Consider the following 21,956-nt stretch of genomic DNA (forward strand, 5'->3'; position numbering starts at 1 on the left):
TGTGGTTACGTGAAAACTGGCCTGCCAGGGCCTGTAAATAGACTGACCGAACCGGTTGCCGCCGATCCGCTCAGCGTTAGTCAGCGGCCGCCGGTTGCCGCCGGGACCGGTTCGTTTTTAAGGAGTTTGTCAATCGTCTGGTTGAATTCGGCTACGTAGGCATCATAATAGCTGCCGGTAGCCGGACCCGTGTACCCCGTATGAATCTGCGCTACCTTACCCTGACGATCCAGTATAATCGTTGTCGGGAAGGCCAGCACCCTGTTCAGGGCAGGGAGGGCGTCGGAAGCTGCTTTCTTGTCGGCCAGACCCGCAAAGAGAATGTCGTATTGTACATCAAACCGGTTGATGAGCCGGGAGAGGGCGGTTCTGGCGAATGCGAGATCGTTCTTCCGCTCAAACGCCAGTCCGATAATCTCGACACCCCGCTGCCGGTTGGCTTTGTACCAGGGCGCCAGAAAAGCCGCTTCGTCGATGCAGTTGGGGCACCAGCTGCCCAGAATGGTAACGACCACTACTTTATCCTTGTATTTGGCATCGGTGAGCGAAACCGGCTTTCCGGTCAGGTCGGGGAAAGTGAACGCAAGCTGGTTATAACCCGGTTTCAGCTGGGTGAGGCTGTAGAGATCGGGTAGTTTGGCCCCATCATTCTTTTTGCCCGTTACCGGTATGGTGCCCCGGATGTAGCGAAACGTACCGGTCAGGCTGCCGTCAGGCTGAATGGTACCCTGAAAAACCGAAGGCGATGATCCGCTGAACGCCGAAAGTCTGAACTCATTTCCGGTAACCTGCCCGTCGAGGTACCGATAGTCCCCGGTCGTTGTTAGAATGGTTCCGGTTACGCGGCTGCCGGTTTGGGTGAAAACGCCCACGGTCTGATTGACGTCGTTCGGATCGTTTGGATTGCGCTGGATGCCAATTTCCCATTTTCCGGTCAGGCTAACGGTCGGGGCAGCCCCTTTTTCGAATCGGTCCGAACGCCCGTACGCGGCCGTTACGGGGATGGGGCGTCCCTGACCAGCCCGGTAAATACCCGTCAACAGCTGGCCCGAGCGTTTGAAACGAAGGCTGGCGTCATAAAGGGGAATGGGAATGACGATCGAATCGCCTTCGGCATGAGTACCCGTCAGCTCTTCCCGCTCGTTTGCATTCAGCAGGTAGACAGTTACCGCTGCATTGTTTTTGACCTGCACCTCGAAGTTAAACGGTATGGCTCCCGAGGAGGTTTGAAATTCGCCCCGGTACTGACCGGCTGGCAACGAAACCGGCGTTTGCGCCAGGGCTACTGTGCCCATGAGCAGGGTACCGGTCAATGCACCTAAAGTTGCTTTCATAAAACTGGTTGTATAAAGTGAATGATTGATAATCAGGTGATGTTCAGTATTAATATTTATAATCTATATATTAAATAGATTAAACTTGGAAATAAAGAAGCCAGCGTGTAGGCTGACTTGGTTTGGGTGGGCAGTGATGGAACCGAACTGCCGGGAGCAAAATTGGGGCGTGAAGTTTGGTTCTGCAAGAAAAAGTTAAAAAAAATGATTGTCAGCTGGTTATGTAATAGTCTATCGGGTTTTAGGTGTATTGGGTATACCGATTGCCTACGAAAGTTTTGGGTTCATGCCAAGTAAGTCAGCCACAGCGAGTAAGCTGAACCAGCCGGAAACCGAGGTAGAGGGAGCTCTCTTTTTGGAAAGAAACCGGCCAAAATTTTTATTTTTCAAAATAGTGCACAAAATTTATAGGACAAACAGACTAGTTCTATAAGTCTATAGGCTTGCAACGTTAACCTAAGCACGTATGATCTCGAAAAAAGCGAAATACGCCATCAAGGCCCTCAAAGCACTGGCAGCTGCGTACGGCAACGGACCGGTGCTGATTGCATCGATTGCGGAAAAGGAATCGATTCCACAAAAGTTTCTGGAGACCATACTCCTGGAGTTGCGAAATCATGGTATCCTGCAAAGTCAGAAAGGAAAAGGAGGGGGGTACCTGCTCCGGATCGAACCGGAACGGATCACCCTGGCTCAGGTCATACGGATCATTGATGGGCCTATTGCGCCCACTCCCTGTGTGTCGCTGAACTTCTACGTCCGCTGCGACGACTGTGAGGATGAAGAGACCTGCGCCATTCGACCCATTATGCTGAAGGTTCGCAATGCGAATCTGAGTGTGTATGAATCCACGACCATGCAGATGCTGGTTGACGGAACGCACAAACTGGCCCAGGTAGCTTAGCCTGCCGGACAGCCGAAAGGGGCATGTGCTCTAAAAATACCAAAGGCCGGAACCTGGGCGGTCCGGCCTTTGGGCTTCCAGGCTTCGTGTCGCCTAGGCGTTTTTCATGTTCTTATCAATAGTGGTGATTCGTTCCAGGTGCTTCTGAAGCGTAGGCAGCGTTTTGGCCGCAAAGGCTTTCATGTCGGCATCTTTGGCATCGTCGGCAGCTTCTTTGAACAGTTTTACGTCTTCCTCGTGGTCATCGACCATCAGCTCCACGTATTTTTTGTCGAATTCAGCGCCGGTCAGTTTCGCCAGCTCATCCACATGTTTCTGCTCGTCATCGCCGAGTCGGGCGGGCAGGGTGATGTTTTTCTGGCCGGCCAGTGTCTTTAGCTCGTCGTGGGCCATCTGGTGGTCTTTCAGCATCATGGCGGCAAACTCCTTAACGTCGTTGCTCTGGGCTTTCTCACGGGCCATACGGGCCAGTTCCATTTCAAGCATACCCCCGTTGGCGGCTTTCACCGCAAAGTCGTTATCATCATCAGCCTGACCGGTACCGGCCTGTTCTTTGGTGTCGTTAGCGTCGTGGGCGTTTTCAACACTGTCGGTGCTGTCTTTTTTGTTTTCGTTGCAGGCCTGCAAACCCATTGTTGCCGCAACGAGGATCATTACGAGTGTCTTTTTCATAGCGTTGTTGTGTATACGGGTGAACCTCCTGGTATGGAACTGACAGGCACTCATCTCGTTTACCAGCTTCCCATTTCTCTATTAAACGGACTTAGGTCGGGTAATTCTGGCTGATTGTTTCCTTTCTTTAAAAGGAAAAATTACTTTCGGGACTTAACCGAATAAACGTACAACCCTTGTATGGACCCATTTCAGATTCAGAAACCCCCCACGCAGTTTGACGTAGCCATTGTTGGTTCCGGCGCCGGGGGGGGGATGGCGGCTTACACACTGGCAAAAGCCGGGGCAAAAGTCGTGCTTCTCGAAGCCGGTGGCTATTATGATCCTGCCGACCCCAAGTATATTACCCAGCTGAAATGGCCATGGGAATCGCCCCGGCGGGGGGCTGGTACTACGCGGGCATTCGGTGATTTCGATGCTGCCTGGGGCGGCTGGGATATTGAAGGCGAACCGTATACCACCGCCAAGGGCACCGAGTTTCACTGGTTTCGGTCGCGCATGCTCGGCGGCCGGACCAACCACTGGGGGCGTATCTCACTCCGGTTCGGTCCCGATGATTTCCGGCGTAAAAGTATGACCGGCGTTGGTCAGGACTGGCCCATCGGCTACGATGATCTGAAACCGTTTTACGACCGGGTCGATCGGCTTATCGGCGTGTTCGGCTCGGTCGAGAATTTTCCGAACGAGCCCGACGGTATCTTCCTGCCCGCCCCCAAACCCCGGCTCCACGAGCTGATGATCCGGAAGGGAGCCCGCAGTATCGGTATCCCGGTCATTCCGTCGCGGCTGTCGATGCTGACCAAACCCATCAACGATGAGCGGGGGTCCTGTTTTTACTGTGCGCAGTGTGGTCGCGGTTGTCAGGCCTATGCCGACTTCTCGTCGTCGTCGGTGCTGGTAAAACCGGCCATGAAAACCGGGAATGTTACCCTGATCAACGGGGCCATGGTCCGCGAAGTGATCACCGACCCGGCCACGGGCCTGTGTACGGGCGTGAGCTACGTCGATACCCAGACGCTGCAGGAAGTGACCATCAAGGCCAAATCGGTGGTTCTGGCGGCCAGTGCGGGCGAAACGGCCCGGTTGCTGCTGAACTCCAAGTCGAGCCGGTTCCCGACGGGGCTGGCCAACAGCAGTGGGGTGGTCGGTAAATACATCAACGACTCGACCGGGGCCAGCCGTTCGGCGTTCGTACCGGCGCTGATGGATCGGAAGCGCTATAACGAAGACGGCGTAGGGGGTATGCACGTGTTTACGCCCTGGTGGCTGGATAACAAGAAGCTGGACTTCCCAAGGGGGTACCATATCGAATACTGGGGCGGCATGGGGATGCCTGCCTATGGGTTCGGCTGGGGCGTTGAAGCGCTGAACGGTATGATTGCCGCCCGCGACGGCAGCAAGAAGCCGGGTGGCGGGTACGGTGCCGGGCTGAAGGATGACTACCGCCGGTTCTACGGCGCCTATGTCGGCATGGCCGGTCGGGGCGAGCCGGTGCCGCTCGAAAGCAACTACTGCGAAATTGATCCCAACGTGGTAGACAAATACGGGATTCCCGTGCTGCGGTTCAACTACAAATGGTCTGATTATGAAGTGAAGCAGGCCAAACACATGCAGGATACCTTCGAGGAAATTATCCACTCGATGGGGGGTATCGCCCTGGGCGAAAAACCCGGTGCCGATAACAGCTACGGACTGGAAGCGCCCGGCAAGATCATCCACGAAGTTGGCACATCCCGCATGGGGAATGACCCGAAAACGTCGGCCCTCAACAAGTTTCAGCAGGCGCATGACGTGAAAAACCTGTTCGTAGTCGATGCGGCCGCGTTCCCGTCGCAGGGGGATAAAAACGTAACCTGGACCATCCTGGCCAGTTCGATGCGCACCTCGGAGTATTTGATCGATCAGGTTAAAAAGAAAAATATTTAACAAAACCGGTTTGCGGTGTTCCGTTGCCAGTGGCAACCTGAGGCTCGCTCCCGGGCTGTCTGACCGCCCGACAGGTTCGTAAACCCTACGACGGGGACGAATGTGGGTCAGGGCCAACGAGACACCAGTAAACTACTAACAGGACCGCTATGAAACGGAGAGATTCATTAAAAGCGTTGTCGCTGACGGGCTTTGGGCTGGCGGTTGGTCCAACCGAAGCTGCTGTGCCGGCTCCCCCCGACGTAAAGCCACTGAAAATTCCCGGTGGCCGGCAGAAGTTCGAGGCCGAGCGGGACGCGAAGCTGATGGCGGAGAAATTCTTTACCCCCCATGAGCTACAGACGGTGACCGTCTTGTCGGATATCATCATACCGGCCGATGAACGGTCGGGGAGTGCGTCGCAGGCGGGGGTGCCGGCCTTCATCGAATTCATGATGAAAGACCAGCCCCGGAACCAGACCCCCATGCGGGGTGGTATCCGCTGGCTCGACAACACCTGTACCAAGCGGTACGGGAAGCAGTTTGTCCAGTGCACCAAAGCGCAGCAGATCGATATGGTCGAGCAGATCGCTTATCCGGCGCTGGCGAAGCCCGACATGACGCAGGGGGCTTCGTTCTTTACGCTGATGCGTAACCTGACGGCTTCCGGTTTCTTTACCAGCCAGATAGGAATCAAGGACCTGGGCTACGTCGGCAACACCCCCAACCAGTGGAACGGCGTGCCAGACGATGTACTCAAGCAGTACGGCCTGGCCTACGAAGAGCGCGAATTAAATCCGGGGAAATAACGAATATCCCACATAAAACGAAGCGGCCCCGTTGAGCAACGGGGCCGCTTCGTTTTGGAGCCTGAGCCGATTACCGATGAGCGGGACGCAACACCGGGAACCGCTGTTGAAGCAGGTAGTAGCAACCGAACAGCAGGCCACTGAAAAACAGGTCGCCGACCAGTCCGTTCAGGAAGAACGAGGTGCCATTGTAAAAAGCCAGCCCGGCGGCATAGCAGCTCATCAGACCAGCCGCCGTTTGCGGGTAGAACGAGCTACCGAACCATACAGCAAAATTCGTGATCAGAAAAAACAGTACCGACGAGGTAACCGAAGCGGCTGCTATCCGACCCGCCGTGGGCTGACGAAGGGCGTAGAGCCCAATTAGCCAGGTCAGGGCAAAGCTGGCGTATACGGCCGCCATACCACTGTGAAACCCGATCAGCGCATCGCTCAGCAGCATAGCCGCCAGCGGGGCTACCAGACCGAGCCACCGGCGTTCGAACGCGGCCGCACCGAATAAAGCAACAGCCGCTACCGGGGTGACGTTAGGCCAGTGGGGCAGGATCCGGAACAGGGCCGTAGCCAGAACGATCGTGGTCAGGGTCGTTAAACGAATGTGAAGCGGCTTCATGCAGAAGAGTCAGCGATTGATGTATTGAATCGTATAAGACGATCCGGTTAAAGTTAGTTTCGTAACGGCCCCATAATCGAGGTTGATCCGATACGCATTCTGCAAAGATAAATCCAGAAACAGACACAGCAAAGCCCGTATGACGCCCCCATGCGAAACAATGCAGACCGACTGGCTGGTCGGCTGATCGGCCAGGGGCATGATCTGCTCCTGCCAGAACGAGCTGACCCGCCCGAACAGGTCGCTGAAGTTTTCGCCGTTGGGCGTGCGGACGTTGACAAAGTCAGCCATCCAGGGGTCCAGCTCCGCGCGGTCGATATCGGCCCAGGGTTTCATCTCCCAATCGCCAAAATGATACTCTTTCAGCCGGTCATCGTACTGAACGACAGGCTGATGGGCGTCGATCACGTTAGTCTGCCCCGGTGCCGTTTCGATGCGGCTACCGACGGAGAGGGCCGTAGCCAGATCGATGGCCAGGCGTTTGCACCGACTCAGTGGAGACGAGAAAATGGCGGTCGGGTCGGCGGGGAGATGAAGCAGGAGCTTATCCCGCTGCTCCTCGTATACCTCGGCCAGCTCCACATCCGTTTGCCCATACGCCACCCGACGACCCACCGAAACTTCCGTATGACGAACTAAATAAACATCCATAATGAGTGATGAATGATGAATGATGAATGATGAGTGATGAGTGATGAGTGATGACATTCATTACTCAAATCGATACCCAGAGCAGGGAGACGAACGAGAGGTAGATGATGACTTCGGCGAGTTGCTGGGTGGCCCCCAGGCAGTCGCCGGTGTAGCCGCCCAGCCATTTGTCGAAAAAATAGATCAGCCGCCAGCGTAGCAATAGTAGCGGGATCAGAAACAGGCTGTAGATCCAGAGGCCGGTCAGCGCGATCAGCGCCAGCAGGGGCGCGAGGCCCAACAGGGTGGCTATGGCCAGTTGCGGGCGGGTTATTCCCTGCGCAATGGGTTTGGCTTTGGCATCGAGGTCTTCGCGGGCATAGGGTAACGCCCGAATCACCGTAGCCGCCGTCAGTCGACTCAGGCTGTGCGCCGATACATACTTGAGGGCCAGTACCCAGCTGAACGCTTCGACGGTCAGCATGGCCTGCAAGGCGAAGAACTTGACCGCCAGCAGCAGCCCCAGCCCGATTGTACCGTAGGTGCCGAGCCGGCTGTCCTTCATGATGGTCAGGATCTGCGCCTTGGTCCAGCCCCCGCCGAACCCGTCGCATACATCGGCAAACCCGTCTTCGTGGAAGGCCCCCGTGACCCATACCGTCGCTACCATGCTGAACAGGATGGGCAGAAACTGGGGCGGGAACAAAACCGTACAGAGCCAGTAGACGCCCACACCGATAGCGCCGACAATCCAGCCAATCAGCGGGAAAAAGACCGTAGCCCGGTTGAGGGCGTCGGCCGAATGATCGATCGATTTCGGCACCGGCAGGCGGGTGTAGAACATCAGGGCCGTAAAGAATAAGCGCATACGAGAAGGGAGAACGAGTACCTACGCCTGTAAACTATCCATACTGGCCATTTCGTTCAGCATGCCCACCGCAGCCTGCAGGAGCGGATACGCCAGCGCACAGCCCGTTCCCTCACCCAGCCGCATCCGCAGGCGCAGCAGCGGCTGTACGTTGAGATAGTCGAGCATCAGGCGGTGGCCAGCTTCATCGGACTCGTGGCAGAAAACGCAGAACCGGTCCAGGTCGGGGTTGATGGTCCGGGCCACCAGCAGGGCCGCCGTCGCGATGAACCCGTCGATGAGAATGACCATCTGCTCCTCAGCCGCCTGTAACAGTCCGCCCACCATGGCCGCAATTTCAAGACCGCCCATAGCCGCCAGTATCGCCAGGGGATCGGTCAGGTCGGCGTAGCGGTCGGCTACCGACCGCAGCACGGCCTGCTTGTGGGCCAGCCCGGCATCGTCGAGACCCGTGCCCCGACCCACGCAATCGACGAGGGGGAGACCCGTAAACCGATGCATCAGCAGGGCCGCCGACGAGGTGTTACCAATGCCCATCTCACCGAATCCTACGACATTACAATTTCGGTATCTAACACCGTTAACCATCGTTTTTCCTGCATCCAGGGCCGCTTCGCACTCGTCCGGGGTCATGGCCGGTTCGAGGTTCATGTTCCGGCTGCCGGCCCGTATTTTGTATTTTACCAGGGTCGAAGCACCCGGCGTACCGGCCTGCGTATCGAAGCTACCGTTCACCCCGACATCGCAGACGAGCAGGTTCAGCCCGTTTTGTCGGCAGAAGACGTTGATGGCTGCTCCACCCGCCATAAAGTTGTGGACCATACCGTGGGTAATGTGGGATGGATAGGCGCTGACCCCTTCGGCAGCCAGGCCATGATCGGCGGCAAAGACCAGCACGTGTGGATGAAGCAGGGCCGGGGTTTCGGTCTGCTGAATGAGGGCAATCTGAACTGCCAGGTCTTCCAGCTGGCCTAATGCCCCGAGGGGTTTTGTTTTGGTATCGATCAACTGTCTGATCCGGTCGGCATGCATACGTTTAAACACAAAAGCTTTTACGAACTCAAAGGTCTTAAATGAGTTGTTAGAAACAGACTTAACAGCCCACATAATGGACAAATTACTGGAAATCGACTGGGATAGTGTGTTTATCCCCAGCAGCTCCGTGGCCGAAATTTTCGTGCGGGGTACCCTGACCTACCTGGTGGTGCTGGCTTATTTCCGCGCGTTCCGGCGCGGAACGGGGCAGCTCAATATCAGTGATCTGCTCCTGGTAACGCTGGTCTCCGACGCGGCCCAGAATGCCATGGCGGGCACGTACGAATCCGTCACAGAAGGGGTTGTGCTGGTTGGAACACTCGTTTTTTGGGATTACCTGATCAACTGGCTCGGCTACCGATCCGTGTTTTTTAACCGGGTGGCCTCGCCGGAGCCAGCCCTGCTGATCAAAGATGGCGTCCTGCAGCGCCAGACCATGAAGCGGGAACTGCTGACCGAAGATGAACTGAAAGGAATTCTGCGCGAAAATGGAGTCGAGGACTACACCACCGTGAAGCTCTGCTACCTGGAAGGCAGCGGAAACGTTAGCGTCATCGAGAAAAAATGAGGGGATTTGGCGGCTATCGCTTCGCCTGTCAACCTACCGTTTAGTTGATTTATCCGGATGATGTTGGTAGGTAGATGGTTGCCGTCCTGTATTCCTGGTTTACCTTCCGGCACGAACGAGCCCGTTCCTGTCTTCGGGCACTCACCTATTGTCTCATGCGCATCTTTCATCGTCTGTTGGTAGTCCTGGTAAGCCTGGGAGCCGGGTCTGCTGTAGCCCAAACGACCGAACCCATCCGATACATCACCACCGTACCGGCTGGCCTGAGTCTGACCCTGGAGGGAACCCTGAGCCTGCCCGCTGACACCCATAAACCGGTGGCGGTCGTGCTGCTGATTGCCGGCTCGGGCGCCACCGACCGCGACGGAAACAGCCCGAGCCAGATTGCGGGCCTGGGTACGCTCAAAGCCGCTACGTATCGTCTGCTGGCCGACAGCCTGGTTAAAAATGGGATTGCCGTAGCCCGGTACGACAAACGCGGGTCGGGGTCCAATACCCTGGCTAGCAGTGCGCTGATAAAGCCCGAAGACCATCGCTTCGATTACTATGTACAGGATGCGGTGGGGTTTATCCGGCAGCTGCAGGCCGACAAACGGTTTAGCCGGGTTTACGTTGCCGGGCACTCGGAAGGTTCGCTGGTGGGTATGCTGGCGGCCCGGGCAACCAAACCCGCCGGATTCATCTCCCTGGCCGGGGCGGGACGTAACATTGCCGAGGTGCTCAAAACCCAGTTGCAGCAACTGCCCGAACCCGCCCGCGCGCTGGCCTACCGCGACCTCGACTCCCTGCGGGCCGGTCAGCGGGTTACGGCACCCGAAAAAAGCGCGCTGATGGTGCTGCACCCGAAACTACAGCCCGCCATGATATCCTGGATGCAGTACGACCCCGCCCTGGTACTCAAAGATGTGCCCGGTGCTATCCTGATCATCAACGGCCGGCACGATCTGCAGGTGGCCGTCAGCGAAGCCGAAGCGCTGAAAGCCGCCCGCCCCGACGCCCGGCTGCTGCTGTTCGACCAGATGAACCACGTCCTGAAAGACGCCCCTGCCAGCGGGCTCGAGCACCTGCGAACCTATACGGACCCGAACTATCCGCTAACTCCCGGACTGGTTGCCGGTATAGTGGGGTTCATACGGCCGTAGCGCCTGCCGGGTCCGCGCCTGCGGTAGATTAGAGATCAGTTGGCCGAGTAGTGATTGAGGTAAGCAATCAGCCGCTCGAAGTTCATCTGTTCATAGGGGTTCTGGGTCTGGCGGACCAGCACATGCCGATACGCATCGATGAGCCCGTCGAAATGGGGATTGTGGTTGAGTCGGGCCACGATCAGCCCTTTGTAGCAGCGGTGGGCCTGGTTGTAGACGTAGGGACAGGGCTGATTCGCCTGTTCGTTGAACAGCCGGTCGAGGGTGGGCAGGCTACAGGCATCCTGCAGAAAAGCGAAGCCGTAAGTATCGAAAAAAACGCGGATTTCGTCGCAGACCGCGGCCAGGTCGGCCGGGGAGCCGATTTTGTACCGGAAATAGAGCCGCTCGGTGAACTTGCCGATGGAGATGATGAGGGTATTGGCATCGGAGCGGAAATCGACCAGGTTGTTGAGAAACTGCTGGGCGATCTGCTCCACCTGCTGGTTGCGGCAGCCAAAATTAACTTCGAGCAGCGTCTCGCTGTCGTAGAACGAGGGCGAGAGGATGACATTCAGAAACCCCTGCGGAGTCTGGTGGCGGTACTGCTTCTTTTCGGGAATGAGCGCATAGCCATGTCCGTCAAAAAAAGGGGTCAGCAGCTGGTAAAGGTTTGTTTCGAACGGTGTCAGTGTCATTGGTGATGAAGAGCGTAGGCCGGTACGGACCGGGGTAGCGGCATAACTAATTCAGAACGAATAAGTTTGCTATTCGGGCACAATATGACGACAAAAATGTGAGCCAATCAGTGAACCAAGCGGGTAGGGCCGATGTTGTTTATAGACACGCCCTGCCGGGTGTTCACACTGGGGACGACCGGAATTGACAGCTTGCTGAGGTCGCGTGTAAGCATGCCGGGAGTTGACGGTATTTCCCGCCCAAACAAATCGTCAAAACAATAACTGGCGAATATAACTACGCCATGGCTGCCTAATCCGGAGGATTAAGCAATAGCCATTGTCTCCCCGGCCTACGTGCTGCTGGCTGGATCAGGAGGCATCGACTCGCAGCGCTGGCTCAGTTTATGGTGTTAACGGCTGAGTAAGACACAAGCACCTACGGATGAGGGTTGGCCTGACGCGATCCTGCCCGATTCCCGACAATCCCAATCGCGGCTAAGCATGTAGAAGGCACGACGGGTTCCTTGACTGGACGAGAGTTCGAATCTCTCCGTCTCCACAAAAACCGCAAAAACCCCGAAATCAATCTGATTTCGGGGTTTTTCTTGGGTAACACTTGTGGACACATTAAACTATCTCACCTATTTATATTTTAATGAAATGAAAAAGTACAAAGCTGATGAATTGAAAGGATTTTTTACAGATGAGATATTTATTAGTAAATTTAAAAATTTATTTAGCTTAAAGTTACTATTTGAATATACTATAATAAGAGATAGTTATGTTGTCTCACCATCATTTAATGATGCAGTTGTTTTGAGTACTTATGGGTCTGAAATTTTTGAAAAAGTAAAAAATGAAAATATAGAAATTTCAGACGAAATTATTAAATTTTGCCTTTTCATTGAATTCTACCATGAAGAATTACTGATTGATATTTCATCGACTAATGTTCAAGAAATAGAAAATCAATTGAATAAACAAATCTTAGATGGTTCTGTTTTATATCCTTGGGTTTATGGTAGGGTTTTATATGATAAATATTTTGATGATTTTACAGAGCAGTCAAATTTTATTTTAAACGATGATGTCTTAAAATTATTAGATAATACGCCCAAAGGTGTGTTTCAGGTTTATAATTATATAGTTGGACCACTAGGCTTAATTAAGGGCAAAACAAATAGGCTGATCCCCCCAACTAAGCGAGTAAAGCTTTATCATTGTTCAAATATATCATGTTCAAATTTTCATCATGTATACTTGTCCTCGGGGCAACATATTATAAATAACATATTGTCCTCAATTAGACGTTATTTTTCTAATAATAATCCTTCAGATTGGGCTGAGTTTTATGATAATTTGGTAGAGAGTGAAGAATTTTATTATGATAGTAATAGGATTACTGAAACTTCATCATTAATCGTAAATACTCTTGGGACGAAAGAAGTAAGATTACTTTTGAAGAATTTAATTGACAATAATAAAGAATTAAGAGCCTCTTTTCCGGCTAGCAAGTTTTTAAAAGGATCTTCTGAGGAAATCGTTAAGCTTCTTGAAAAAGATACCTCATATCAACTATTATTACTTGAATATGATGAGAAAATTATTCAAGCTTTGGAACGATTAATTGACGCTCAAATTATCATTATTCCTCCTACTGAAATACGAAGATCAGTTAATAAGTCGGGTAAAGGTTTTTATAGTATATACCATGAATACAATAAACTTGGCATTAGACCTGTATCTACAGAATCGAATCTAGGATTACGCCAATTAAATAGTTTAATTAATAAAATTTATAATGAACCTTCTTTACAACAACAACTTGATTGGAAACTCAGATATTTTGATAGAGAAACATTAAAAGAAAAGATAGAAGCTTACACTTTAGAGGAAGAACCTAGAAAGATTATAAGAGAGACTATTTTAGCTGGTCCAACTCAAATCTCTCAAACGTTTAAAACTCTCATTGGGCATTTTGAAATGCCACTTACGATAGAACAAGAAGAAGTTCTAGTTGACAAAATTTTATGGAAGTTAGGTTTCGATATAAACATATATCCTAACTATTTGCAAAAATTTTGGGAAAGGTTACAAAAATTCAAGGAAGTAACAAGAAGCTGTATCGCATTTAATGACGCGGATAAGGAGAAAATAAGAAGTGTAGCAGTAAATTTTTGGATTTCTTTAGAAGAAATTCTAGAGCAAACTTTATCCTTTATAACATGGACCTTATTGTCAGATCATTTTAAGGAAACTAAATTTAATTACAATTTTGATGACGCAAGAGATTTTATGTGTGATCAATTAAATGGATACAAGGTAGGTTCTAATGATCCTTTGATATTTGATAAAAAAGGCAAGAATACATTGTTTCCTTTGACAGAGGGATTTACAGCACTTTTAGAAATCTGTAAAGATTTACTCGATAATCAATCAGGGAAATATGTGAGGAGTAAAGAGGGAATGCCGATTTTTTGGCATAAAACAGATCTCATAAGCTTTCCTTTTGAAAATAAAAAATATCTGTTTGACGTAAAGCCAAGTAATTACAAGATATTATCTGATTTCATATCTGAGATACCTAGAAGTTTTTCTAAATTTAAAGTTTTATCAGTTAGGAATAGAACTCAGCATAAAAGAGATAATTTTCCATCACAGGAAGAAATATTAAATGCATGTAATATTGTAGAAGATATTGTGAATAAAATCGAGATTAATGGTATTTATCCGAATGTATATTTATTTAAATCAACTATTATTGATAAGTTTAACAGAGTTAAATATGAATATGAGGATTACAAAGGTAGAAACATTAGTTTGCAGCCGACTTTTGAATTTTCGGGTAGTAATTTACCAGGTTTCAAAAATCCTCAAATAATAGTACCTATAATAAGAATTGGCAATTCTCATGAACTTCTTCGCTTTAAATATGAAGAAGGATCAAGCTATTTAAAGTTTTGGGGAAATTTTCCTAGGAAAAAACAGTTACAGGAAAATTCAAAAGTGATAAGTTCTACAAGCATAGACATCGAGTAAAAAAGTTATTATCTATATGTAGTTTGATAACTTTTGCTATTATAATATACTTAATGGCTACTCTGGTTAATTAACAACACTAAATAGCTCAACTTAAGCTATTTAGTGTTGTTAATTACAATAAGTTAAACATTCTTACTTTTATTCAATCTTTTAAATTTAATTTAGTAGTTTTCATGCTTGCATTTGCTTGATCTTCAAAGTTTTTACTCTTTTTCTTTATTTCTTCAAACCAATTACGTTCTTCTGAACTCATTGTGCCCCCTTCTTTATTGATCCGTGAAAGCTTTTTAAACGTGCTCATAATATCTCGTTCTTGTGCCATTGATAGTTGTTTTTATAGGGTTAAATACTTCCAAACTTCTTTTTGAAAAAAGATAATAAAGCAGATTCATTATAATCTAATCTACTTTTCTCCTGTTTGGCCGACAATTCTTTGTACCTTTTTAATGATGCTTCTTCTTCATTTTCCTGTTGTTGCTTTTCGTCTTTATCAGCGTCAGGTAAAGGCACAGGAGCCGGAATATTTTCTTTCTTCTTAGACTTAGTTTCGATAAATCTAATTAAGTCAACGAAGTGGTTCTTTTTAGTGATGTCAATGATACCCGTGCCTGGATTGCCGTTTACTTCTGTGACGTAGGTTTTGCCCATTTTCTCCCGAATCAGATCCACCCCTGAAAACTCAAGGCCAACTGCTTGAGATGCTTTAATACACATGGCAGTTTCCTCGTCACTCAATGTGATGGAGCGACCGCTACCACCTTTTGATAGATTAGCCCTAAAATCGCCCTGGCTGGCCGTTCGCTCCATTGCTGATACAACCTTATCTCCAACAACGATAGCCCTTATGTCGGTCGGATTACCACTAGTGCTGTTCTGTGCTTTCACAAAGCGTTGTAGCTTCACGGGAATGCTGGCTTTGTAAAAACTTTCCATCGTCGTGTTGGCGGCTAATGGAGTTTCCAGGATAGACACACCAGCACCTTGAGAGCCAGTGAGCTGCTTGGCCACAACCGGCAAGCCACTGACTTTATCGATAGCAAAGGCCACGTGATTCGATCGCACGGCAAATACTGTCAAAGGGGTACGTACTTTGCTGGCGCTGAGTACCTGGCTCGTCCAAAGCTTATCGTGGGCAACTAGTAGGCCAATAGCCGGTCCACTACACTACTATATTATGATTTCATCTGAACAGCCTATTCCCGAAGAGCTAGTTGGAGAAGTAGGAAGTTACATTAAAGATCAATGTACTAAGTCATCTACTAACATAAGATTAGTTATAAACCGCCCCTCGGCATCGTGCAATTTAGGCTGCACGGCCGAGGGGCGGTTTGTTCTTGCACTTCTTCCTGATCGGGGGTCAACATCGCTACAGCACCGCTTGGGCGGAATGGTGTATTGGTTGAAACCAGGTACCCGGCAGCAAGTCGATTTCGCCAGTCGGTTGAAAACAGGTGCTGTTGTCGACCGGTACGAAGCAGCCAGGCGGGCACTGGCCGAGCAGGGGGGAAACAAAAATTAACTAATCAATTATTGATTTGGTCTACAGAACATATGTTTATAACCGGTATCGTCCTATCTTGACCTTTCAAATGATGGCCGATCAATCCGGCTGGAAGCAAACGAGTGTTTGTGCAGGGGTAAAGCCACAAACGATGGAGAGCGCACTTCCGTTAAGGGCACCCCAGCAGCCTGGATCAGACCGACAGGTACCTGCTTAATCTAGATCTGTCTTACGACGAGAATGAGTATGACTGCGTCAAACCACTCTGTAACAGGATACTCTTGGCAGAGACTATATATCAAACAGCGAGATGTGTGTCAACAGATTGGTTTACTTCTTTTACTAACTCTGTTTACATCTTGTTCAAGGTCGCTCCCAGTCAGAGCTTCACTCAACCAATCGGCTTGGTTTGGCTCTTTTTTAAATGGCAGTCCTAAATTATACTATGGGAATAAGGTTAGCTTAATTTTTATCACCGATCTTCCTCACCCTGAACTAAAGCGGAAACCTATCAACAAACCCACTGGCTGTCAGGAACCTTGTAGACAAACACAAACGCTTCTCATTGGCAATATTCCACTTCAGACAGGTCGTTACAAGGTTTTTCCATCTAGCTTGGCTGACTCCCTGGGGCCAACAGGCGTTCGTAGTAATTATATTACCCTGGGAGTTGAAAAAATTAATTCCGCAGTGTATAAACAGGCTGAAGGATGGCTCAGAGTGACCCGTTATGACTCGGTTAGTGGTTCCGTTAAGGGTAAGTTTGATATACGTTTTCAAGCTGACAACGGAGATTCTCGATCAATGCATTTTAAGCGTGGTAAACTCAACTTTTCGGTAAAAAAGAAGCAGACTACTTAACCTGAAAATACTGATACAACAAGTTCTGAACCCTAATTTAACCAGGCAATGCAACCGGTAAAGGTTCTTACCAATATACTGCTTATGCTGGCTGCATTTTCGTCTGGTTTCGGGCAAAAAATACAGCGTTTTGCGGGCAATAAACCAATTGATACGACCTTTAATCAACTCATCAGTCACTTTGACGAACTACATTCGTACAGAAAAGATACCCTTCGACTTCCCAACTTACTGGTTACTGAAAAGTACAAGGTTGTCCTGGCGGATACGGCTTTGCATCTAACCAAACAGCGTCGCGTAGTAACCAATCCGTTTAGCGCTGATAAGTACCCTATTTCGTACTCAATACTTTATCGCAATAACCTGATCAGTTTATTTAGCCCTGGCTACTTTGCTTGTTTTACTATCGATGATTGGCAACGAAACCTGGCATTAGAGAAAACGCTGAACACGAAGCGGTTTAAACGGCATTGGTTGGTGGATGGTCAACTAATTGGATTAGCAGCCGGACAATATTGGCAGCTCACAACTGACAATAGATGGCGACCCTACAAGAAGTCCATTCCATTTGGCGAACGGCCTAAATTATTTGAAGATGCTACGTATCTGGTTTACAACGAATGTAACGGCGAATTTGGGGGGCGGGTCTTCTTCTTTGATAAGCAGACGAAAAAGACTTACTGGATGGAATCCACCTGTGCAGTTTGGGTTCGTCGTAGCTCAGCGGGTTATGAAGTAATGTCTAGTCTCGGACATGGCATGGGTAGTGCTGACAAGCAATTGATTGGTGATCCTCATTCCTTACCAGCATGGGCAGGTAAGCCGGCCAGCCGGGTTGCTGCAACCAATAGTTTGAGTAAGTCTACCACCCTGTTTGATCTATACGGGGTCCAGCTATTCGGAGGAGTAGCGCGTGACCAACAAATTTTCTATCTGGCTCACATTTTGGATCGAACTTGTTTGGTAAGTCTACTGGGTTCTACGTTCACTGTTGTTGATGCTTTATTTAACGATGGCCTCTATACACATCAACCAGCAACGACCAACTATGATGGAATTTACGTAATTAATTTAGATTTTTACGGCATTGGCCGCTATCGTGAGGTGAGTCTTTTGGTGCTGAAAAACGATAAGCTTACCTTACTTGACTGGCACGAACTTCACCCTCGTTTTTGAATAAATAATGATTAGGTTGGGCTATAATTTCTCTGCATTCTCAGCCTATTTTCTTTATGTGAAATTTGTTATGAAATTGTCCCTTGGCATCCTGCAATTCAGGATGCACTGCCAAGAGAGCGTTTTGTAATTGCATTTCTCCAAAATCGTGTGGCCGATCACCAAAGCGGGGAGCCGATAAAAAAACGTATACAACTCAAATTATGTTACACAATCCAGCTTTTCTTTACTTTCCCTGGCTAATCTTAGTCTTACAGCTTATCGCTTATATCGTCGGCATAACGGTGGGTATTTTGGGTATTAAAGCCCTTCGTAAATACTTGCGTAGCTAAGATTTTACAAACGTATCAGCGCTTACTCAACGTATGAAAAACCTCGTACTTATACTTCGTGAATATGCCTACTTAACCTGGCTACGAGCTAACTATGAACATGATTATGCTCTGAAAGAGGGTAGGCAATCAACTACTGCTATATTAACTTTAATATGGAGCTTACCTTTTATTTTTACTAGCCAGTATACAGGAGTGAACAGAAGCTAAAACAGGTTTTTGTTCTGAGCTTATCGATAAAAACGAAACTGTTCCGCGTTGCGTAAAGCCCTGGTTGTAGCGGTAGCGTATCCTGATCGAAACGTAAGCGCTGTTTTCCCGCTCACCCCGTAAAAACGACCCACAACGTTTCCGGTTTGGTCAGAGATAGTCAGATAAACCGAATCTCGCTTGAATTGCCAGTAGTTTTCCGTGTGGGATACCCTGCACTGGTAATATTGACAGGCTGGTTCGATTGTAGATAAAGGAGCCGATAGTATGGCAAAACCCTGTTGCTGAAAATGATTTCTCACTAAATCGGTTACGCCAAAGGGATCAACCTGACCTTGCTTCGATGTGTAAGGAATGATATACATCTGCCGACAGTTCTGCCTGGTAAAAGATATACCACTAACAAAAAGGCCAAGTTGAAGTAAAAGTAGGTAGGTCATTTTGTGACAGCTGCTGAAAAGAAGATGGGTTTGTGGGTTCAAAGCGAAGCGCGCCCGACTGTACATCTACCCGCGCTCCTGCTGGGTCGAATCGTCATGGTCGAACAATAGAATACCTGGGCTGCATGAGCTGGGGTGACTCAGTTTGTTTTCCCGTTCATTTGATAGGCCAGCGCTACGGCTAAGAGGAGCAGGGCGACGAAGCACAACGCGGCCGGGAGTGAAAATTGGTAGGCGATAAAACCCAGTAAAGCGGGTCCGGCCAGTAAGCCGGTATAGCCAATGGTTGTAATAACCGGTATGCTCACCGTAGGCGCAATACCCGGCAATCGACCCGCTGCGCTGAAAAATATCGGAACCACGTTGGCAACACCCAAACCAAGCAGCACAAAACCCACCAGCGTGCCCCATACCCAGGGACTAAAAACTGCGACCGTTAAGCCAACTGCACCCAGTATACTGCCACCTACTACTACGGTTTTGCCACTTAATCGGGTCACGAGCCTGTCGCCGACCAGCCGCATGGTGGCCATGGCCACCGAGAAAGCTGCATAACCTGATCCGGCAAGTTCGGCGTCAACGCCCTGGTTGTCCCGTAAAAAGATGGCACTCCAGTCGAGGATGGCCCCTTCGGCCAAAAAAACAGCGAAACACATAAACCCCAGAAATAACACGCTGCCGTTTAACCAGGCAAGAGGCCGCCTGGTTTCTGCCGGCTCACTCGGCCCGGTTGTAAACTGAGCCATCGCCCGTTGCTCAATATCGGCAGGAAATAATTTCGTGTACTGGGTGCCGGTGATGACAACGATCAGCACGGCAATACTCCCGGTGGCATAGACGGGGTTGAGTCCCAGCTTAATCAGGAAGCCTAACCCCAGCGAACCGAAAAGCCCGCCCACGCTAAAGAGACCATGCAGGGACGACATAATCTGTTTTCCATATAGGTTTTGCACGTGTACGCCCTGGGCGTTCATGGCTACGTCGATAGTGCCGATGGCTGAACCGAATACGAAGAGGGTTATAGCCATCGGTAGGGTCGAGGAGAGGAGCAACAGCAGGGGCAGGGTAAAGGCCATGACCAGGGCGGCACTGGCCATGACAATCCGGCTCCCGAAACGGCTCACCAGCCAGCCTGAAGTAGGCATCATGAGCATAGCTCCGGCTCCCAGCATCAATAACAACAACCCCAAATTGGCATCATTTAACTGGAGCCGGTCTTTGGCGAGGGGCACCATCGGGGCCCAACTGGCCATACCCAGGCCGCAAACGAAAAAGATCAGCTGAGTAGCGAAACGGGCTTTGACTACGTCTGCTGTTGATAGTCCCAGGTTTGCCTGCATAGCGCTGGAGAGTCTTTGGTTGTGTAGTGAACAGTGAGTCTGCTGTTCGGGAAGCAAGATACAAACAAACGGTTATCAGGTTCCCCGACTATGTTGCGTTGACGTGCAGGACGCAGGCATAGACAGACCCCCTTATGAATCGTTTGGCGGGGCTGAGCCGAACAACGGAAGATGACCAGCGTTATGAAGCCATCAGGCCTGAATTGCCCTGGAGGTGATTTATAGGCTGTTCAAAAAGCCGGATTTAACGCTCACCCACAGCCGCCTGGGAGGTTGTTTGGGAAAGGGTGGTTAAGAAGATAAAGCCACGCAGACAGCCCGTTTTACACCCCCAGCTCCCTAAAGGGACGGTCGGCCGCTGCAGGAGCCCATTCGGCGCGGACGGCTCCCCCTTTAGGGGGCTGGGGGGTAGAAAAGGCCGGCCCATTCGAGCCGACTAACCTCAGCAGATACCTTCCCCAAACAACCTCTTAGGCCGGGCCGCCGTCGCGGGGCTGGTAGGTATAGCAATAACAGAAGGCTGAAAACACCTGCCTCCAATAACCCACATTCAGAAACTAGTGTGAAGTAAAATGCTGAAAAAATCAGGTAAATTCTAACTGTAAACTATCAAGGATCAGTAAACGCTATAGACAAAGAATAAAATTTGCCCGCCTATTATTTCAGAAAAATAAAATGGTGAATTTGTTGGTTAAGGTGATAATATATCCATTGATATAGGCAATCGAGCCTACCAGTAGCGGTTGTGAATCAATACATTGTGATGGGTCTAGCTAATTAATTGTGTTAGTTAGATTAATTGTGGTGTGTAAAGTAGGATGGTATGTTTCTTATTATAATTCGTAACCCTTCAGGCAGTGCATGACCAGGAAGATAAGCAACCCGTTAAAAAACGATAGCGTAGCTTCGTAGTTATGCACTGAATGAAGAAGTAATAATGTTTAAGCGGCCCCTGTAGCAACAGAACTAACTTTAGTCCAGACGATAAATTTCTTTAATGTTTTCGAGCACTTTAATAAAGTCAATCTGCAAGTCAATTAACTTTCCGGAGTGTACGTCAAACACCCAGCCATGGATGGTAATGTCGCGATCCCGGCGGGCTTGCTGCACTTCGGCCGTTTTGAGCACATTGATACACTGCTCTTCCACATTGAGCTCTACCAACCGTTTGTAGCGCTGTTCCTCATCCTGGATAGCATTCAGCTCCTCCCGGTGCATTCTGTACACATCCCGAATATTTCTAAGCCAGGGGTTCAGTATGCCCAGGTCTTCGGATTGCATGGCGGCCTGCACACCCCCGCAATAGTAATGGCCGCACACGACAATATGTTTTACCTTGAGATGTAATACGGCATAGTTCACAACTGACATGACACTCAGATCCGTATTCGGAACCATGTTAGCAATGTTTCTGAGGACAAACACCTCACCGGGCGATACGCCCATCAGTTCTTCTGCCGATACACGGCTGTCGGAACAACCGATGTATAAGATATCGGGTGTTTGTCCTTTGGAGAGATCACTAAAGTAATCTGGTTCGACATGTAGCTTCTGCTGAACCCAGGTTTCGTTGTTTTCGAAAATGCGTGCGATATCCATCCTGCTCGTTTTACGTTGATAATAATCTTGTGCGAAATTAATAGATAAACTAACCTCAGTACGTTCTGTTTGAACCGACGGATGTACTACAGGGAATTTTACCGGAAACCAGCTCTTCAATTTAATACCCGGTTACTAGCCCCGGCTTGGGTCAATTGACAGCCCTGAACAGTCCTGTTTTTTATAGAATAGTCCGGTATTTATTGTCCGCACATCTGGAAATAAATCATTAATTATCAGCTGTTTATTTTTGTTGTCAACCTGAATTTTTGCGGCTCCATGTGCAGAATCTGCCCGCAGGGTTAAAGATGTTGAC

At 49.6% G+C, this 21,956-nt stretch carries 19 protein-coding genes and 1 other RNA gene; 9 read left to right on the forward strand and 11 right to left on the reverse strand.

Annotation, left to right across the window (positions count from 1 at the left end; genetic code table 11):
• Positions 1 to 80: 80 nt before the first annotated feature.
• Positions 81 to 1,334 carry a peroxiredoxin family protein gene (locus tag EQG79_RS12810; protein WP_129601703.1) on the reverse strand — a complete coding sequence of 418 codons (1,254 nt, stop codon included), beginning with the start codon at positions 1,332 to 1,334 and terminating at the stop codon, positions 81 to 83.
• Between the two features lie 466 nt (positions 1,335 to 1,800).
• On the opposite strand from EQG79_RS12810, the gene EQG79_RS12815 reads away from it, so the two are divergent.
• Entirely contained in the window at positions 1,801 to 2,238 is a 438-nt protein-coding gene (locus tag EQG79_RS12815) for an RrF2 family transcriptional regulator (protein WP_077920947.1), read from the forward strand.
• Positions 2,239 to 2,331: 93 nt separating this feature from the next.
• Here EQG79_RS12815 and EQG79_RS12820 read toward each other — a convergent pair whose 3' ends face one another.
• Positions 2,332 to 2,910: a DUF4142 domain-containing protein gene (locus tag EQG79_RS12820; protein WP_129601704.1), complete on the reverse strand. Its 579-nt coding sequence runs from the start codon at positions 2,908 to 2,910 to the stop codon at positions 2,332 to 2,334.
• A gap of 180 nt (positions 2,911 to 3,090) precedes the next feature.
• On the opposite strand from EQG79_RS12820, the gene EQG79_RS12825 reads away from it, so the two are divergent.
• Positions 3,091 to 4,836 carry a GMC family oxidoreductase gene (locus EQG79_RS12825; RefSeq protein ID WP_077920945.1) on the forward strand — a complete coding sequence of 582 codons (1,746 nt, stop codon included), beginning with the start codon at positions 3,091 to 3,093 and terminating at the stop codon, positions 4,834 to 4,836.
• 149 nt (positions 4,837 to 4,985) lie between these two features.
• Positions 4,986 to 5,624 (forward strand): gluconate 2-dehydrogenase subunit 3 family protein, encoded by a 639-nt coding sequence (locus EQG79_RS12830; RefSeq protein WP_077920944.1) that lies wholly within the window; start codon positions 4,986 to 4,988, stop codon positions 5,622 to 5,624.
• Positions 5,625 to 5,694: 70 nt separating this feature from the next.
• Here EQG79_RS12830 and EQG79_RS12835 read toward each other — a convergent pair whose 3' ends face one another.
• The 4 genes from EQG79_RS12835 to cobT all read right to left on the reverse strand — a co-directional run bounded on the left by EQG79_RS12835 (position 5,695) and on the right by cobT (position 8,767).
• On the reverse strand, positions 5,695 to 6,237 hold the full coding sequence (locus tag EQG79_RS12835; protein ID WP_077920943.1) for a DUF6580 family putative transport protein: 543 nt from the start codon (positions 6,235 to 6,237) through the stop codon (positions 5,695 to 5,697).
• A gap of 9 nt (positions 6,238 to 6,246) precedes the next feature.
• Positions 6,247 to 6,888 (reverse strand): alpha-ribazole phosphatase family protein, encoded by a 642-nt coding sequence (gene cobC, locus EQG79_RS12840; protein WP_129601705.1) that lies wholly within the window; start codon positions 6,886 to 6,888, stop codon positions 6,247 to 6,249.
• A gap of 64 nt (positions 6,889 to 6,952) precedes the next feature.
• The gene (locus EQG79_RS12845; protein ID WP_129601706.1) at positions 6,953 to 7,735 is read right to left on the reverse strand and encodes an adenosylcobinamide-GDP ribazoletransferase; all 783 of its coding nucleotides are present in this window, start codon (positions 7,733 to 7,735) and stop codon (positions 6,953 to 6,955) included.
• Between the two features lie 21 nt (positions 7,736 to 7,756).
• Positions 7,757 to 8,767 carry a nicotinate-nucleotide--dimethylbenzimidazole phosphoribosyltransferase gene (cobT, locus tag EQG79_RS12850; RefSeq protein WP_129601707.1) on the reverse strand — a complete coding sequence of 337 codons (1,011 nt, stop codon included), beginning with the start codon at positions 8,765 to 8,767 and terminating at the stop codon, positions 7,757 to 7,759.
• 76 nt (positions 8,768 to 8,843) lie between these two features.
• Here cobT and EQG79_RS12855 point away from each other — a divergent pair, with 76 nt between their 5' ends.
• Complete coding sequence (locus tag EQG79_RS12855) at positions 8,844 to 9,338, forward strand: DUF421 domain-containing protein (RefSeq protein ID WP_077920940.1); 495 nt, start codon at positions 8,844 to 8,846, stop codon at positions 9,336 to 9,338.
• Positions 9,339 to 9,493: 155 nt separating this feature from the next.
• A complete protein-coding gene (locus EQG79_RS12860) occupies positions 9,494 to 10,480 on the forward strand; it encodes an alpha/beta hydrolase family protein (RefSeq protein WP_129601708.1) in 987 nt (328 codons plus the stop codon).
• Between the two features lie 35 nt (positions 10,481 to 10,515).
• Here the strand turns inward: EQG79_RS12860 and EQG79_RS12865 are convergent, their stop codons facing one another.
• On the reverse strand, positions 10,516 to 11,157 hold the full coding sequence (locus EQG79_RS12865) for a hypothetical protein (RefSeq protein ID WP_077920938.1): 642 nt from the start codon (positions 11,155 to 11,157) through the stop codon (positions 10,516 to 10,518).
• A 170-nt stretch (positions 11,158 to 11,327) separates the two neighbouring features.
• On the opposite strand from EQG79_RS12865, the gene ssrA reads away from it, so the two are divergent.
• Together ssrA and EQG79_RS12875 are read left to right on the forward strand one after the other, a co-directional pair.
• Positions 11,328 to 11,701, forward strand: a transfer-messenger RNA (tmRNA) gene (ssrA, locus tag EQG79_RS12870).
• A gap of 98 nt (positions 11,702 to 11,799) precedes the next feature.
• Positions 11,800 to 14,178 carry a hypothetical protein gene (locus EQG79_RS12875; protein ID WP_129601709.1) on the forward strand — a complete coding sequence of 793 codons (2,379 nt, stop codon included), beginning with the start codon at positions 11,800 to 11,802 and terminating at the stop codon, positions 14,176 to 14,178.
• 145 nt (positions 14,179 to 14,323) lie between these two features.
• Here EQG79_RS12875 and EQG79_RS12880 read toward each other — a convergent pair whose 3' ends face one another.
• Together EQG79_RS12880 and EQG79_RS12885 are read right to left on the reverse strand one after the other, a co-directional pair.
• A complete protein-coding gene (locus EQG79_RS12880) occupies positions 14,324 to 14,503 on the reverse strand; it encodes a hypothetical protein (RefSeq protein WP_129601710.1) in 180 nt (59 codons plus the stop codon).
• 20 nt (positions 14,504 to 14,523) lie between these two features.
• Positions 14,524 to 15,330, reverse strand: coding sequence for an ATP-grasp domain-containing protein (locus EQG79_RS12885; protein WP_129601711.1), 807 nt, complete (start codon positions 15,328 to 15,330; stop codon positions 14,524 to 14,526).
• A 598-nt stretch (positions 15,331 to 15,928) separates the two neighbouring features.
• On the opposite strand from EQG79_RS12885, the gene EQG79_RS12890 reads away from it, so the two are divergent.
• Both EQG79_RS12890 and EQG79_RS12895 read left to right on the forward strand, forming a co-directional pair.
• Positions 15,929 to 16,543, forward strand: a complete 615-nt coding sequence (locus EQG79_RS12890) for a hypothetical protein (protein ID WP_129601712.1) — start codon at positions 15,929 to 15,931, stop codon at positions 16,541 to 16,543.
• 84 nt (positions 16,544 to 16,627) lie between these two features.
• Entirely contained in the window at positions 16,628 to 17,719 is a 1,092-nt protein-coding gene (locus tag EQG79_RS12895) for a hypothetical protein (RefSeq protein WP_129601713.1), read from the forward strand.
• A gap of 1,122 nt (positions 17,720 to 18,841) precedes the next feature.
• Here EQG79_RS12895 and EQG79_RS12900 read toward each other — a convergent pair.
• Positions 18,842 to 20,041, reverse strand: coding sequence for an MFS transporter (locus tag EQG79_RS12900; RefSeq protein ID WP_129601714.1), 1,200 nt, complete (start codon positions 20,039 to 20,041; stop codon positions 18,842 to 18,844).
• A gap of 972 nt (positions 20,042 to 21,013) precedes the next feature.
• Positions 21,014 to 21,640, reverse strand: coding sequence for a carbonic anhydrase (locus EQG79_RS12905; protein WP_129601715.1), 627 nt, complete (start codon positions 21,638 to 21,640; stop codon positions 21,014 to 21,016).
• Between the last annotated feature and the right edge of the window lie 316 nt (positions 21,641 to 21,956).

The sequence above is a fragment of the Spirosoma sordidisoli genome (genome assembly GCF_004138325.1).
Lineage (GTDB): Bacteria > Bacteroidota > Bacteroidia > Cytophagales > Spirosomataceae > Spirosoma > Spirosoma sordidisoli.